The organism is Streptococcus mitis, from assembly GCF_003944325.1.
Classification (GTDB): Bacteria; Bacillota; Bacilli; order Lactobacillales; family Streptococcaceae; genus Streptococcus; species Streptococcus mitis_CW.
On record NZ_RJPX01000015.1, the window covers coordinates 1 to 16,177 of the forward strand.

General features: G+C 37.1%; 11 protein-coding genes and 3 pseudogenes. 3 read left to right on the forward strand and 11 right to left on the reverse strand.

Translation table 11 applies throughout. From position 1 onward, the window contains the following. From D8787_RS11870 to D8787_RS05625, 11 genes and pseudogenes are all read right to left on the reverse strand, one after another. Positions 1–658, reverse strand: a pseudogene (locus D8787_RS11870) (capsular polysaccharide synthesis protein); the annotation flags it as partial. Positions 659–769: 111 nt separating this feature from the next. Further along, on the reverse strand, positions 770–1,627 hold the full coding sequence (locus D8787_RS05575; RefSeq protein ID WP_260471380.1) for a LicD family protein: 858 nt from the start codon (positions 1,625–1,627) through the stop codon (positions 770–772). A 30-nt stretch (positions 1,628–1,657) separates the two neighbouring features. Beyond that, entirely contained in the window at positions 1,658–2,449 is a 792-nt protein-coding gene (locus D8787_RS05580; protein WP_125421613.1) for a DUF4422 domain-containing protein, read from the reverse strand. Between the two features lies 1 nt (position 2,450). Continuing rightward, positions 2,451–3,083 (reverse strand): sugar transferase, encoded by a 633-nt coding sequence (locus tag D8787_RS05585; protein ID WP_125421616.1) that lies wholly within the window; start codon positions 3,081–3,083, stop codon positions 2,451–2,453. Positions 3,084–3,093: 10 nt separating this feature from the next. Beyond that, the gene (locus D8787_RS05590) at positions 3,094–3,804 is read right to left on the reverse strand and encodes a tyrosine-protein kinase (RefSeq protein WP_042901535.1); all 711 of its coding nucleotides are present in this window, start codon (positions 3,802–3,804) and stop codon (positions 3,094–3,096) included. Between the two features lie 10 nt (positions 3,805–3,814). After that, positions 3,815–4,507 carry a CspC family polysaccharide chain length determinant protein gene (locus D8787_RS05595; protein WP_102210902.1) on the reverse strand — a complete coding sequence of 231 codons (693 nt, stop codon included), beginning with the start codon at positions 4,505–4,507 and terminating at the stop codon, positions 3,815–3,817. Between the two features lie 8 nt (positions 4,508–4,515). After that, a complete protein-coding gene (cps4B, locus tag D8787_RS05600) occupies positions 4,516–5,247 on the reverse strand; it encodes a capsular polysaccharide biosynthesis protein Cps4B (RefSeq protein WP_125421619.1) in 732 nt (243 codons plus the stop codon). Between the two features lie 6 nt (positions 5,248–5,253). After that, the gene (locus tag D8787_RS05605; protein WP_125421622.1) at positions 5,254–6,699 is read right to left on the reverse strand and encodes an LCP family protein; all 1,446 of its coding nucleotides are present in this window, start codon (positions 6,697–6,699) and stop codon (positions 5,254–5,256) included. A 562-nt stretch (positions 6,700–7,261) separates the two neighbouring features. Continuing rightward, positions 7,262–9,220: pseudogene (locus tag D8787_RS05615) on the reverse strand (peptide ABC transporter substrate-binding protein). A 205-nt stretch (positions 9,221–9,425) separates the two neighbouring features. Further along, positions 9,426–11,393 (reverse strand): peptide ABC transporter substrate-binding protein, encoded by a 1,968-nt coding sequence (locus tag D8787_RS05620; protein WP_125421628.1) that lies wholly within the window; start codon positions 11,391–11,393, stop codon positions 9,426–9,428. A gap of 276 nt (positions 11,394–11,669) precedes the next feature. Continuing rightward, positions 11,670–13,280 (reverse strand): glycoside hydrolase family 13 protein, encoded by a 1,611-nt coding sequence (locus D8787_RS05625; RefSeq protein WP_125421631.1) that lies wholly within the window; start codon positions 13,278–13,280, stop codon positions 11,670–11,672. Positions 13,281–13,432: 152 nt separating this feature from the next. Between D8787_RS05625 and D8787_RS05630 the strand changes: the two genes are divergently transcribed. The 3 genes and pseudogenes from D8787_RS05630 to tnpA all read left to right on the forward strand — a co-directional run bounded on the left by D8787_RS05630 (position 13,433) and on the right by tnpA (position 16,151). Next, the gene (locus D8787_RS05630) at positions 13,433–14,917 is read left to right on the forward strand and encodes a DUF1846 domain-containing protein (RefSeq protein ID WP_125421634.1); all 1,485 of its coding nucleotides are present in this window, start codon (positions 13,433–13,435) and stop codon (positions 14,915–14,917) included. 94 nt (positions 14,918–15,011) lie between these two features. Continuing rightward, positions 15,012–15,494: an S-ribosylhomocysteine lyase gene (locus tag D8787_RS05635; protein ID WP_000032547.1), complete on the forward strand. Its 483-nt coding sequence runs from the start codon at positions 15,012–15,014 to the stop codon at positions 15,492–15,494. 193 nt (positions 15,495–15,687) lie between these two features. Next, positions 15,688–16,151: pseudogene (gene tnpA / locus D8787_RS05640) on the forward strand (IS200/IS605 family transposase). The last annotated feature ends 26 nt before the right edge of the window (positions 16,152–16,177 follow it).

Genomic DNA, 16,177 nt, shown 5'->3' on the forward strand with positions numbered 1-16,177 from the left:
GTTTTTTTATCTCGGTATTTGTATCAAATGCTATATCAAAAATATAGTCAATCAATAAATAATCAATGACATAATCAAATTTTTTAAAATATTCAAAGAAAAAATCACAAGTAAAAGCGTATAGCGAACTATTCCCTGATAATAAAAAGTCTTCCATCGATTCTTGGAAACATTTGGAGAATAATCTGCCATTTCACCTGTCTTTATTGTAAAATAAGATTTAGAAAAGTTATCCCATTTAAAAGATGAATGAATGAATAAAGACTGTTGAATCAATCCAAGTTCCACCATACTGCGAAAGAAGACAAACACGTATCATATCTGAAATATTTGCAATTGAAATATAGCCTTTTTTAATTTTTAATTTTAAATATTCAGGAATTTGAACATAGCAATCAAAAGTGGATTCGTCTAAACAATAAAACTCAAAACCATTTTTATGAGCTAATTTTTTCATATTATCTACACAATACTTTACAATTTCAGGAGCATTATCATAACCTTGCCACCACAATGTCCAAATAATTTTATTATTTTCTAGATTATCTTGAGTAAAATTATAATTTTCTACAAATTCATCAAAATGTAGTTTTAAAAATTCTTTTGTTTTCTGGTGACGTTTTTCGCAAAAAAATCTTGCCTGATTTTCACCTATCACTTTTGGTACTTGTCCCAAAAATTTTCCTAAAAGTTGCCAATTTAAAACATCTGAAGGAAAATACTTTTTTTCTTTTTAATATCCAAATAGTAAGCTTGTGCTTTTCTAATTTTACTCACTTATACTCTCTCCTAAACTTATCACTCTATATTGATGAGGAAGTCTTTGTTCAATTGGAGGTAGTGTCATATAATTCTCACCATATATTGCTTTGAGATAATCTTTATATTTATTTGGACATTTCAGTTTTATTCCTTCAAAATCTAATTTAACAGGTTCCCCAAAATAACAACTTGGCACTAACTCACGAAGTTTATATGCCCCTGTAAAATTACCTGCATAACCCTCCATTACTGAATATTTTTTTATCGTTTTTAAATATTTGTACTGTTGTTTTTCAAATGATAGAATATTTTCTATTTTTAAATGATTGGCTATTTTTATTATCAATTTTTCATACCAAGGTCTATCAGCTTTATTTTGATTTACAATACTATTAAACTGAGATAATTGAACCATCATTCGTCTGTATAAATACCTTTTTTCATGAATTTTTCTCTTTATACCTTTGCTGGGTAAGCCATCTATTGGAAATATATCAATCCACAAACTTTCTTCTTGTTCAACATTACTATAATTCATCATGATTCTTGTTGAAGTATCTCTAATTACAGAAAATGCTTTTCTATATCCTGGTGTATCCTCACTCAAAAACTGATATTTACCATTAAATCGTTCATTAGCAATTTGTTTAAATCGTTCATAATCTGCTCTTGGCATACCCAAATCGATATCATCATCCCAAGGTATAAATCCTTTATGTCTCACAGCTCCTAATAAGGTTCCACCCAAGGCGTAATAAGTCAAATCATTATTTTCACAGACATCGATGAATAATCTTAACAACTCTATAATTTTACTTTGAATAATTTCTATATCTGACTTCATTTGTTGACCAATTTCTCTCAATCTTTTCTAGTTAAATAGTCTATATAATTATTAGAAACTCTGTCCATATTTCTTTCCAAAAAATTTAGCCATTAAAAATGACATTCCTTTTTTAAACAAGTCAACCTTTTCCATGTACATAAAAGGGATTTCCTTAATCTTTAGATCGTTTTTATCTAACCACACATTAAATAGTATCTCACTAACTCTTCCAAATAATCTAGCCTCAAAATCAGTTAAATCTGATAAATCTATACTTTCATACATACTATCCAAGATAGGAAACAGCCAAGAAAAATAGTCGTCTGCCAGTTCTTTTTTCATAATGAACATGTTAAACATGTAGCCGCTTCTTTGTTTCATTACCTTATCAAAACTAGAGAGATATTCTGGATTCTTCATTTCAATCATTTTTCTAGCCAGATCTAAATGAGAACCATCAAAAGTATGGTCGTAATGAGAATAGAGAGTTTCAATATAATACTTTCTTCTTTTGGGAACGATGACTTCTGAGTTCTCTAATAGTTCTTCAATTTCATATCTATTTAAGATTACATCATCAATATTTATTGATTCATTATATTTTTTCGTCATTTTAGTAAAATATCGACGATAATGTACTAAACCCAGATAATCACAATCCAAGTTTTTCCAAGCCCAATAGAGACCTGTAAGTTCACAATAGTAAGGATTTAAGGTTGAAATATTTTCTCCAGAATTATCACCTTGAAAACCTAAGTCTTCCTTTCCTTCACATCCTACGTGAATCGGTAGATATACACTTGTATCAGCAGGCATTTTATATTTTTTATGTGTTGCTACTAATATTTTTATATTCTGCATGTTAATTATTATTACCCATTAAAACTGTAAAAAATCCCTTCAAAATAAGCAAGAAATCAGTCTTGAAAGATACATTATCAATATATAATAAATCTAGATTCATTCTATCACTAAAAGGCATGTCATTTTTATTTGGCGTAACTTGCCAATAACAAAGCAAACCAGGTTTCACAGACAATCTTTTAGACATTTTTAAAGTATTATCCATTTCTCTATGGGTAAGAATATAATGAGTAATCTCAAATTGTTGTAGTGGGCGAGGTCCCACTATAGCCATATCGCCTTTTATAATATTAAACAATTGAGGCAGTTCATCAATTGAAAGTTTTCGTATCACTTTACCGACTTTTGTAGTCATACTTTGAGAATGTTCTTTAAAATTTAGATGATCCGTTTTACCACTATTAATACTTTCCTTTATTCTCTGATCGGCATCTTTATACATGCTCCGAAACTTTATTACTTTGAATTTTTTTCCATTTAAACCAACTCTATCTTGTAAATAGAAAACATATCCTGGATCTTCTATCCAAATAGCCAGAATTGTTATAGGAATAATCGGTATGATTATCAAGGTAATAAATAAGAAAAATGCCAAAAACCTGTCTAAAGTATTTTTAAAAATCAAATACATTTTTAATTAATTATTTCTTCCCATAATTTCCGTAATTGCCATAGGAACCATAGGCTCCGTAACCACCATAAACTCCATATTTTTCAACTTCAGTGTTAAATTTATTTAGAACTACACCTAAAAATGGAGTTCCTGTTTGTTCTAACTGTTCTTTGGCCTTTAAAACATCACGACGTTTTGTTTCTCCAGCTGCCGTTACCAAGATAGAAGCATCACATTTCTGTGTAATGATAGCAGCATCAATGACTACTCCAATTGGTGGCGTATCCACAATGACATAGTCAAAATACTTACGCAGGGTATCAATCATGGTATGGAAATTTTCACTCTGCAGGAGGGCCGTTGGATTAGGTGATATCGGTCCTGACTGAATAACAAATAGGTTTTCAATATTGGTATCGCAGAGACCATTTGAAAGATCAGTAGTTCCTGCTAAGAAGTCAGTCAACCCAGTAATTTTTTCCCTTGACTTGAAAACACCAGACATAACTGAATTACGAATATCTGCATCCACCAATAAAGTTTTATAACCTGCACGCGCAAAGGTCCAAGCAATATTTATTGATGTTGTCGATTTCCCCTCACCAGGTTTAACAGATGAGATGGAAAGAACTTTCAAATTATCACCACTCAATTGAATATTTGTTCGCAAAGCATTGTAATGCTCTTCTGCTTTTTTCGCAAAATCTAAACGTTTTTGTGCTATTGCTAATGTTGGCATATTTTCTCCCTTATTTTAACTTATTCAAATCTGGAACAATCCCTAGAAGTGCAATCTGCATTACTTCTTCCACATCTTCTGGTCGTTTAACACGATCATCCAACAACTCAAGTAACAAGACTGAAATTACCATCACTGCTCCTCCCGCTAGAAAAGCTAGCAGGGTATTACGACGAATATTAGGTGATGAAGGACTTAGGGCTGGCCTTGCCTCCTCCAATGTTGTCACATCAGACACACGAGTTACAGAAATGATTTTTTCAGCAGCCACTTCACGAAGAGCATTTGCGATACGACTAGCTTCTTCTGGTTGTGCATTTTTTACAGTAATTGACACGATACGAGTATCAACAGGTACTGTTACCTGAATCTTCTTGCTTAATTCCCTAACTGTTTTCTCTAGTTTAAGATTTGAAATGACTTTCTCAAGTACATCTTGAGAGAGGATGATTTCCTTATAGTCTTTTACCAGATAGGTCCCAGCCTGCAAATCCTGGTTGGTCAACCCTGCTTTATCAGATTGATTTCGATTGACCACATAAATACGTGTCGTACTAGAATACTCTGGCTTCAGTACAAAACTACTTACGCAGAAAGCTAGAACAGCAGCTATAATCGCAGTCAAGATGATAGTGATTTTTTTCTTCCAAAGGATTTTAAATAATTGAATAACATCAATTGAGATTTCTTTATTTTCTTTCATGTCAACTCCTAAATAATTTGATCAGATACAATTAAACGAGGATTTTCAATAAATAATTCTCTCGCTCTTCTTTCACCATATTGTTTTGAGATAAGTTCATAGGCTTCTTTCATATAAGGGGGACGTTGATCCAAATTGTGCATATCACTCGCCACAAAATGTACCAAATCACGCTCTAGGAAATAGCGAGCTCGTTTCTTCATAAATTTGTATTTATCCCCAAATAACTTTGGTTTCAAAATACTAGAACTATTGATTTGTGTATAACAGCCCATATCAATCAATTCTTTCACACGCTTTTCATTATTCTCTAATTCATGGTAGCGTTCAATATGAGCAACTACAGGGGTTATACCAAGCATGAGAACATTGCTCAAAGCAGTATGAATTTCTCTGTAAGGGGTAGCCATACTAAACTCAATAAGAGCATAGCGTGTCCCATTGAGACTTGGAATCACTTGCTTCTCTAACTTTTCAAGTACATCATGGGTATAATAAATTTCTGCTCCATAGAGAATAGTCAAGTCTGAAGCCACTTCCTTTGCAAGCTCCTTAACTTCTTGAAAGTTTGCCTCTATTTTCTCCTCAGGAGTCTCAAACATTCCTTTTCGTCTATGCGATGTCGATACAATAGTCCGTACTCCTTGTCTATAGGCTTCTGTCAAAAGCGCCTTACTTTCTTGCTTAGTTTTCGGACCATCATCCACACCAAATACAATATGCGAATGAATATCAATCATTTTGCTTTATTTTCCTTCTATCACATCATTGATTGCAACCTTAACTGACTCTAAACTGCTGTCACTTATTTCCATCATGTAGAGGTTGCTCTCAGGCATAGCATAGGATGGTAAATCCATACGCCCTGTTCCTTTAAGATCTTGCGAATTGATCTTATACGTTCCACCACTCTCAAGTTGGGCATTGACCAGTTTCATCATGGTTTCAAGTGGCATATTGGTTTGAATCGAATCTTGCAACCCTTTTATAATACCGTCATAATTTTTCAAAGCTTCTGTTGAAGTTAACTTTTGCAAAATAGCAACAATTACCTTTTGTTGGTTGCGACCACGATCCCGGTCTCCATCTGCCAAGGAATAACGCTCACGCACAAATCCCAAAGCTTGTTCCGAATCAAGATGAACATTCCCTACGGAATAGAACTTCCCATTTGTATGAGCAGTAAACTCTTGATCATTATAAACATCAACTCCACCAAGGAGATCAATCAATTTCAAGAAAGAGGTGAAATTCAAACGAGCATAATAGTTCAAGTCAATACCGTAAAGATTTTCCAATGTATGAATTGAAGCGTCTACCCCATAAATCCCCGCATGGGTCAACTTATCTTTTTGGTTGTTGCCACCATCTGCAATTGGAACATAAGAATCACGAGGTGTTGTTGTCAAGAGAATCTTTTTCGTTTCGCGATTCACTGTCATGATGATATTGACATCAGACCGAGAAACTGAACTGATTGGACCGTAGGTGTCAATTCCACTAATATAAACGTTGAAACTGTCACCTTTGACATCTTTTGGAGTTTCAACCGTCTTGGTTAATTCTTTGGTATAGATTTTCTTAATTTTTGAAGCATAGTCAGGATATTCCGATTCGATAATGTTTTCAAAGACACTGTTTAAGATAATCGCTTTCGTATCTCCAGCCAATAAACTCTTATAGGCTACAAGATAGGAACGACTTTCTTCGACTGTTAATTCCTTATTTTGAGTCGCTTTCAGATCATTCATCAATTGTTGGATATTATCCTTATCCGTTCCAGTCGGTCCCGTTACACTGGTTACCTGACTGATATTATCAATTGGACTATCTGCTAACACCGCAATACTCATCGAATAATTTGAGTAGTTTGATGTTGCATTCAAACGACTGGTAAAGCCAATGAACTGCCCTACAGCAAAGAGAGAAGTTCCACTGATTAAAATACCAAGCAGTAATAAAACCAGCGTTAGATTCTTAGCTTTCTTGGACCAAATCAAAAAAAAGCACAAAATGGCTAAGACCACAATTAGGACGGCAACTACTATATTCAGATATCGGAAGTCTAGCATATTGTATTTGAAAATCAAAAACAATAAAAAGACTGCTAGTACGGCATAGATAGCTAGCAACCCCCAACTAATCAACATCTTTGTTTTACCCTGACGAGCCCGCTTCGAAAACCTACTCACGATATACCTCTATTATCAATTTTTATTTCATTTCATTATAACATAAAAAATACACTTGTGGGCTAAATCCACTTAGGTGAGGCGTTTTCATCTTATTTCCGAAACATTCTTTTGGATTTACAAACAATTACATCAATAAATTTATACTCAATGAAAATCAAAGAGCAAACGAGCCTCAGGTTGCTCAAAACACTGTTTTGAGGTTGTAGATAAGACTGACGAAGTCAGTCACATATATACGGCAAGGCGACGTTGACGCGGTTTGAAGAGATTTTCGAAGAGTATTAAAATGAAGAGTATTATAGTGAAATGAAATAAAATCTGCACAAATAAATGAGGGGATTTGTAATGGATTGAAGTTAGAAGAGTAGGCCATGGTTGCTAAAACATTTCTAGAAATTAATTTGATTTTATTAATCGATTCGTTCGAATCCTACTTCAATCTACCATAAAATAAAAAAACGCATACTATCAGGTATTGAAAAACCTTGATACTATGCATTTTATTTCGAGGGGATTTACTTCATTTTCTCCTGAAATTGAGTTTTTCCCAGCCTATCATTTATTTAACATGATTTTCTGCTTCTTTTTGAGCTTTTTCGATTGCTTTTTTGCTTTCTTGCTCCCATTTAGTCTTGGCTTCTTCATACTGTTTAGTCGTAACAGTATCTTTTTGCAGTTTCATATACTTATAGTTATAACCGTCCCCCTTGATACCGACCAATGAGTATCCTCTTGTAAATGGTATCACTTTGGTCACAGAAGCAGTCCCTCCTCCTGACATCGCTGACATAATAAGAGAGTTATCAATCATCCAAGCCTGAGCTTCAGCATATTTCTCATAGCGTTTGCTTACATCTTTATTTTCACTATCCGCTTCTTTGAGCATTTTAGTGTAAGTATCCAAACCTAGGCTAGCAATCTTCGCTTTATCTTCCTTGGCATCTAGACCAAAAATCTTGAGATAGAATCCATCCTCTGCATTGAAAGGATTGAGGTAAGTAGATGGATCCTGATAATCCGCTACCCAACCATCAAAACTTAAATCATAATCTCTTGCATTGGGAGTAGGAGCCAAGAAGGCTACATTATTGTACTCATCTGTAGAGAGTTGCTGAACGTCAATAACAAGATTATCAGCACCTAAAACAGACTCAAGAGTCTGTTTCACAGAATTCATACCAGTCACAGCATTTTTATTTGTCTGATCAACAGCTATATCCAAGTGAATTGGGAAGGTCACACCTTGACTTGCCAAGTCTTTTTTGGCTTCTGCAAATTTTGCTTGGGCTTTTTCTTTGTTAAAATAGGCATCCTGCGCATCTGCTAGGTTCATACCTGCCCACTCTGTTCCATAGTTGACCAATTTAGAAGCGACTACTTCTCCAAAGGTCTTGTCTCCAACTTGGACAAATGTAGGAGGAACTAGGGTGTTCCGAAGGGTCTTGCTAGCCGCTTCTTCCCCATTTGACTGGGCAGAGTAGGCTGTGCGGTCCAAGGCAAAGTTCACCGCTTGGCGGAAGTTCTTGTTCAAGACAGCTGACTCAGTTGACTTCTTCTGCTCATCTGTCGTTTTAGATGTATGGTTGTAAGCCTTACGGTTGACGTTGAAATTGAAGTACCAAGAAGTCTTGTCCTGCAGGCTATAGACGATATTATCCTTATATTTTTCCTTAGTTTTAGCAAAGTTAGAACTATTTGGATAAACCCCAGCGATAGAATAGGCTCCACTTTCAAAGTTACGGATAGTCAATTCTTGGTCTGAACCATCAAAGTAAGCCAATTTTACGTGTTCAATTGATACTTTGTCATGATCGTAGTAATGCGGATTTTTCACATACTCGATTGATGATTTTGATGTGAAATCTTTTAACAAATAAGGTCCACTGTAGAGAATACTGTCTGGAGATAGGGTCCCAAAATCTTTCCTTTTTGAGTTTAGAAACTCTTCATTTACTGGGAAGAGAATACTATTGGTTGTTTTGGAGTTCCAGTAAGGTTCTGGGCGTGTCAAAGTATACTGAACAGTCTGGTCGTCAATGGCCTTCACCCCAACCTTAGAAAAGTCAGAATCCGCTCCTGTAATATAATCATTCAAACCCTTGATCGAGTTTTGAATCAAGTCAATGGCTTGTGATTTATTATCCACTGCGTACTTAATACCCGTCACAAAATCTTGTGCCTTGACTGGGGCGTACTCTTCACCGTCAGCTGTGAACCATTTGGCATCTTTTCTCAATTTGTAGGTATAAGTCAGACCGTCGCTCGAAACAGATCAGTCCTCTGCCAAAGATGGAACTAGATTTCCGTGGTTGTCATTCTCAAGCAAACCATCAACTAGGTTGGTTATAATCGATGTATTGTCAGCATAGTAGTCTAATAAATAGTTAAATGTAGTTGGATTTCCACTAAAGGTTGATGAGTAAGTTTTTGTATCTGAACCTGATTGCCCGCAAGCAGCTAAAAGCAAAGCAGCAGCAAAAGTCAACCCTGTACCAAGGACACGCTTTTTTGCATTCATCTTCTTTCTCCTTTATGTTAGTTTTTATAACATAAGTTTATTTTACCAAATTAGTGGGGATTTGTAAAGTTAATTGAATTTCTAGAATGGAAGTTTATAAACTCTAGACATTAAAAAAACAAAGGATTACTGTCTTTCATACAGTCCTCCCTTGTTTTTATACGATTTATTAACTAAAAAACCATTTGTAGAAACGAGCCTAGACTCATTTTACGTGTTTTTCTAAATCCTTTTGATACTGAGCATTCGATTCTAGTTTTTCTTTTTGCCATTTTTTGAGGGCCGCCTCATACTCTTTCGTTGTGACAATATCATTTTGAAGTTCCATTCCTTTAAAAATAAATGGATCCCCTTTGATACCAACTTGTGAATAAGCTTTAGTAAATGGTACAGCACGACTTACCATAGGAGAACCTCCTGAAGACGCCACTGGAATAAGGAGAGAACTATCTGTTACCCAAGCTTGAGCCTTAGCATATTTCTCATAACGTTTGTCAAGATTGGTCGTCTCAGAAGCAGCATCGTCCAAGAGCTTCTTGTATTCATCCAAGCCAACTTTCGCCATGACTTCAGGATCCTTGCCCTTTGTTATACCTAGGTGTTTCAAGGCAGAACCCTTCTTAGCATCTAAAATATTGAGATAGGTTGCTGGATCTTGGTAATCTGGTCCCCAACCTGTTCCGTTCAAATCATAATCTTTTTGAGTTGGCACTTTTGCTTGGGAAGTAATACTTTCCTTCTCATTATCTGTCATTTGAAGAACATCTACAATGACATTCTCAGAACCAAGCGTTTCTTCAATCGATTGTTTTAATGAATTTGTCTGTTGAACTGCAACTACATCTGTCTGTTCTACTGGTACATCCAAATGAATCGGGAAACTTACTCCCTTGCTTTGCAATTCTGACTTCGCTTTCTCAAATGCTGATTTGGCCTTTGTAGGATTGTAAATTGTATCCTTACCATCTGTGAGAGTTACATCTTTCCACTGTTCTCCATATTTCAGTAGTTCATCCTGAGCCAGCTGTCCGAAGGTCTTCCCTGCTACCTGAACATAATTATCTGGCACTAGACTATTACGAATAATCTTATCCGCACCTTCTTCACCGTTTAATTGAGCTGTATAGGCGTGGCGATTGAAGGCAAAATTAATCGCTTGACGGAAATTTTTATTCAGCATAGCTTCTTTTGTAGAAAGCTTTTGTCCTTCATCTGTCTTGGCTGTTTTATTATATGATTGACGATTTACATTAAAAGTAAAGTAGTAACTAGTTGCTTCCTGAGGGCTATAAATAATCTGATCGCCATATTTCTCTTTGGTAGAAGCAAAACTTGAACTATTTGGGAAAAGTCTCGCTGTATTATATGCTCCTGTAGCGAAACTACGGATAAGAGACTCTTGATCTGAACCGTCATAGAATGTTAATTTTACATTATCAATCTTGACATTCTCCTTATCCCAGTAGTTAGGATTTTTTTCATACTCAATCACAGATTTAGAAATCAAAGATTTCAAAAAATATGGGCCGTTGTAAAGAATACTTGATGGAGTTGGCGCCCCATAATCCTTGCCAGTTGCATTCAAAAACTCTTCATTTACCGGAAGCATGGTTGCTGTAGTTACCTTCGAGTTCCAAAAACTTTCTGGTTTATTAAGGGTATATTCTACCGTATAATCATCAAGAGCTTTGACACCTACAGTTGAGAAATCATTGGTCTCACCACTAACATAGGCCTCCAAACCTTTGATTGATTTTTCAATCAAAGAAAGACCATCTGACTTACCATCTGCTGCATGTTTCAGACCTGTAACAAAGTCCTGAGCCTTAACTTCTGCATATTCCTCTCCTTCAGAAGTATACCACTTCACACCCTTACGAAGTTTGTAAGTGTAAGTCAAGCCATCAGCTGAAACAGTCCAATCCTCTGCTAAAGACGGAACAAGATTCCCATATTTATCATTCTCTAAAAGACCATCAACAACATTACCAATCACGTCAGAGGTCGAACTTTTACTCGTAATGCTATAATCCAAGGAAGACGGATCTACTGCATAGACATAAGAAAAACTCCTCGGGGCATCTGCTTTCTTATCACTTTTCCCACAAGCCGTTAAAAGAAGGGCTGCACTCAAGGTTACTCCCGCTCCTAAGAGCCACTTTTTCGATTTCATAATCAAACTCCTTTAGTAATATGTTATTTCCACCATTATACTCTATTTTATTCTAAATGCAAGAGCTTTCGACAGATTTTTTAGAAAATTCTAACAGATGTTATTCAAAAACATTTCAGTTGTAGATAGAGCACTCAAATCACATCTTTGAGGTCGGATAAATAGCTGACCGAGCTAAAGCATTTCTACAGTATCCAAGGATGACCTTGTTTGAGAAGTTTTTTGAAGAGTACTATAAAAAGAACCTCAGCCCCAAAAGCTGAAGATTCTCTAGTTTTAATCAATCAATTCCACACAGAAAGCATCCCATGGAGCTAAGATTTGTTTTTCAAAAACTTCTTGAGCCACAGTATTTTCAATCAGGACTGATTTAACTTTTCCTTCTACCGTCAAGTCTTGTTTTTCATTGGACAAGTTGGCCACAACTAGGAAGCGGCGGTCACCGTCCTTACGAATATAGGCAAAGATCTTATCAGCCGTATCAAGCAATTCAAAGTCAGCTCGAATCAGCCAACTGTTCTCCTTGCGGATTTGAACCAGTTTTTGATAAGTATAGAAAATAGAATCTGGATTTGCCAGCGCTTCTTGAACGTTGATTGTTTGATAGTTTGGATTGACTGCCAACCACGGTTGAGCTGTTGAGAAACCAGCGTTTTCGCTCTCATCCCATTGCATTGGAGTACGGGCATTGTCGCGACCGATGACACGGATACTGTCCATGATTTCTTCCATCGGCACGCCTTTTTCAAGAGCTTCACGCGCATAGTTGAGCGATTCAATATCTTCTACTTGCTCCAGTGTTTCAAACGGATAGTTGGTCATCCCAATCTCCTCACCCTGATAGATATAAGGTGTCCCTCTCATGAGATGAAGCAAAATCGCAAAGGCTTTGGCAGATTTTTCACGGTATTCTTGGCCATTTCCCCAAATTGAGACGATACGAGGAAGGTCATGATTGTTCCAGAAGAGCGAATTCCAACCATCCTCAACTCCTAATTCTGTCTGCCATTTGTTGAAAATCTCTTTTAACTTAGCGATGTTTAGCTCTTTTTGATAGTGCCATTTAGGTTGACCTTCCTGATACTGAAGACAAATATGTTCAAACTGGAAAACCATAGACAATTCTTGCCCCTTTGGATCAGAATATAGTTTGGCAATATCTGGCGTTGCTCCCCATGTTTCTCCTACTGTTAAGAGATTCTTATCTCCAAAGGTAGCCTGATTCATCTCCTTGAGATAAGGGTGTAGCATAGGGCCATTATTAACTACTTTCTCATCAGGAATTTTCCCAATCATGTCAATAACATCCATACGGAAACCACCAATGCCTTTATCAATCCAGAAGTTCATCATCTCATAAATTTTCTGGCGAAGTTTTTCATTTTCCCAGTTGAGGTCAGGCTGTTTTTTGCTGAAAAAGTGGAGATAATATTGGTCTGATTTTTCATCGTATTCCCAAGCAGAACCACTAAAGATAGAGTCTAGATCGTTTGGTTCATCTCGCCAGATATAGTAGTCTCGCTCAGGACTGTCAGGATTTTCACAGGCCTCGACAAACCAAGCATGTTCATCTGAGGTATGATTGACCACCAAGTCCATGATGATACGAATATCACGCTTCTTGGCTTCCGCAATCAGTTGGTCCATATCCTCCATGGTTCCGAAAATAGCTGCGATCGCTTGATAATCTGCAATATCGTAGCCATTATCGTCCATAGGGCTGTCATAAACAGGAGAAAGCCAAATCGCTGTGATCCCTAACTTAGCTAGATAATCTAACTTATTGGTAATTCCTGGCAAATCGCCAATTCCATCTCCATTACTATCCATAAAACTCTTGGGATAGACTTGATAGACTACGGCATTGTGCCACCATTTTTCTTGCATCTTCTTACCTCATTATTTTAATAATCTATAGTCTATGATAGCGCTTTTCAGAATTTCGTGCAAGCGTTTGCCTAATCTTTTTACTTTCTTTTTTAACTCCATAGTTTCCTAACTTCCAATTTTTTATTATAATAGAGGTCAGAGGTAAAAAAATGAAAAAACAAGCTTTTAGTTCTGAACAATATTTAAACTTGCAACGCAACCATATCTTGGAGCGTATCAATCAATTTGACGGCAAACTTTACTTGGAGTTTGGTGGCAAAATGCTAGAAGATTTCCACGCTGCTCGTGTCCTTCCTGGTTATGAGCCTGACAACAAAATCAAGCTCTTGCAAGAATTGAAAGAGCAGGTTGAGGTTGTGATTGCTATTAATGCTAGCAATATCGAGCATTCCAAAGCACGTGGTGACTTGGGCATTTCTTATGACCAAGAAGTTCTTCGTTTGATTGATAAATTCAATGAATTGGGAATTTTTGTTGGCTCTGTTGTCATCACACAGTACGCTGGTCAACCAGCTGCAGATGCCTTCCGCAACCAACTTGAGAAAAATGGAATTGATTCTTATCTTCATTATCCAATCAAAGGATATCCAACAGATATGGATCACATCATTTCTCCAGAAGGAATGGGGAAAAACGACTATATCAAAACCAGTCGTAACTTGATCGTCGTAACAGCTCCTGGACCTGGTTCTGGAAAATTGGCAACTTGTATGTCCAATATGTACCACGACCAAATCAATGGTATCAAGTCTGGTTACGCTAAATTTGAAACCTTCCCAGTTTGGAATCTTCCCCTTCATCACCCAGTCAATTTGGCCTACGAGGCTGCCACAGCAGACCTTGACGATGTCAACATGATTGACCCCTTCCATCTCCAAACCTACGGAGAAACCACTGTCAACTACAACCGTGATATCGAAATTTTCCCTGTGCTCAAGCGCATGTTGGAACGTATCCTAGGTGAATCTCCATACGCTTCACCGACAGACATGGGTGTCAACATGGTTGGTTTCGCTATTACTGATGATGAGGCTGCTGTCGAAGCTTCTAAACAAGAAATCATCCGCCGTTACTATCAAACTGTTCTTGATTTTAAAGCCGAAAAAGTTGGCGAATCTGCTGTTAAGAAAATCGAGTTGCTCATGAACGACCTCGGCATCACACCTGCAGACCGTAAGGTTGCTGTCACAGCTCGTCAAAAAGCAGAAGAAACTGGCGGACCAGCCCTAGCCCTTGAATTGCCAAATGGGGAAATCGTGACTGGTAAGAACTCAGAGCTCTTTGGCCCAACAGCCGCTGCCTTGATCAACGCTATCAAGAAATCAGCTGACATCGCTAAAGAAGTAAAACTAATCGAACCTGAACTTGTCAAACCGATCCAAGGTCTTAAAATCGATCATCTCGGTAGCCGCAATCCACGCCTGCATTCAAATGAAATCCTGATTGCTCTTGCTATCACAGCTACAGAAAATCCTGATGCTGCCCGCGCTATGGAAGAACTTGGCAACCTCAAAGGAAGCGAAGCCCACTCAACTATCATCTTGACAGATGAAGACAAGAATGTCCTTCGTAAATTGGGTATCAATGTAACATTTGACCCTTACTACCAATACGACCGTTTGTATCGTAAGTAAAGATTGCAGCCTCTCCACTCTCGGAGAGGTTTTCTCTCTGTCTCAATAGCCAGCTTTATGTTATAATGAAAGAAGAAAACTGAAAGGATTTACCATGTCAAAAGAAGTTATTGTTGAAAGTTTTGAACTTGACCACACTATTGTTAAAGCACCTTATGTCCGCTTGATTGGGGAAGAAACTGGACCAAAAGGAGACATCATCTCCAATTATGATATTCGCTTGGTGCAACCAAATGAGGACTCTATCCCTACCGCTGGCCTTCACACCATTGAGCACCTCTTAGCCAAACTCATCCGTACTCGCATTGACGGTATGATTGACTGTTCGCCGTTTGGTTGCCGTACAGGTTTCCACATGATTATGTGGGGACGCCATACCAGCGCTGAGATTGCAGCTGTTATCAAGGATTCGCTCAAGGAAATTGCTGAGACCACTACTTGGGAAGATGTCCCTGGAACAACCATCGAATCTTGCGGAAACTACAAGGATCACAGCCTCTTCTCTGCTAAAGAATGGGCGAAACTCATCTTGGAACAAGGGATTTCAGATGATGCCTTTGAGCGTCATGTGATTTAAACACAAAAGGAACCAGTTTTTTCAGCTGGTTCCTTCTTCTTTATTATGTGACTATTAGTCCGTCTCGCTCCGCTAGGTGCGAGACAAAAAAACCACCCGCTATGCGGGTGCGCGTCGAAGGTTATACCCAAAAAACTCCAAACGCGATACAATAAAGGTGTTCAAGCCAATTGTAAAGCGAAAGGAGCAAAATATGGCACAAAAGGCACATAGTTTATCGCACACAAAGTGGCACTGTTCTATCACATTGTGTTCACCCCTAAGTATAGACGAAAAGTAATCTATAATCAATATCGAAGTAGTTTAGGAGAAATATTTCATCGCTTGTGTAGTTATAAAGGAGTTGAAATTATCGAGGGTCACTTAATGCCAGACCATGTACATATGTTAGTNAGTATTCCACCAAGGATAAGTGTTTCAAGTTTCATGGGTTATTTAAAAGGTAAAAGTGCACTCATGATGTTTGACAAACACGCCAATCTCAAGTACAAGTTTGGGAATCGGCATTTTTGGGCGGAAGGTTATTATGTGAGTACGGTTGGACTCAATGAAGCCACAATTAAGAAATATATTCAAGAACAGGAAAAGCATGATATAGCACTAGATAAATTAAGTGTAAAAGAATATGAGGATCCCTTTAGGGATAGTGGTAAGTAATACTAAAGCCTTTTTAAGAGGCAAGT

Bases quoted from the DNA above. Each gene is read 5' to 3' on its own strand.
- D8787_RS05590 (WP_042901535.1), bottom strand. From the start codon at position 3,804: ATGCCAACATTAGCAATAGCACAAAAACGTTTAGATTTTGCGAAAAAA.
- D8787_RS05580 (WP_125421613.1), bottom strand. From the start codon at position 2,449: ATGCAGAATATAAAAATATTAGTAGCAACACATAAAAAATATAAAATG.
- D8787_RS05635 (WP_000032547.1), top strand. From the start codon at position 15,012: ATGTCAAAAGAAGTTATTGTTGAAAGTTTTGAACTTGACCACACTATT.
- D8787_RS05595 (WP_102210902.1), bottom strand. From the start codon at position 4,507: ATGAAAGAAAATAAAGAAATCTCAATTGATGTTATTCAATTATTTAAA.
- D8787_RS05620 (WP_125421628.1), bottom strand. From the start codon at position 11,393: ATGAAATCGAAAAAGTGGCTCTTAGGAGCGGGAGTAACCTTGAGTGCA.
- D8787_RS05625 (WP_125421631.1), bottom strand. From the start codon at position 13,280: ATGCAAGAAAAATGGTGGCACAATGCCGTAGTCTATCAAGTCTATCCC.
- D8787_RS05630 (WP_125421634.1), top strand. From the start codon at position 13,433: ATGAAAAAACAAGCTTTTAGTTCTGAACAATATTTAAACTTGCAACGC.
- cps4B (WP_125421619.1), bottom strand. From the start codon at position 5,247: ATGATTGATATTCATTCGCATATTGTATTTGGTGTGGATGATGGTCCG.
- D8787_RS05585 (WP_125421616.1), bottom strand. From the start codon at position 3,083: ATGTATTTGATTTTTAAAAATACTTTAGACAGGTTTTTGGCATTTTTC.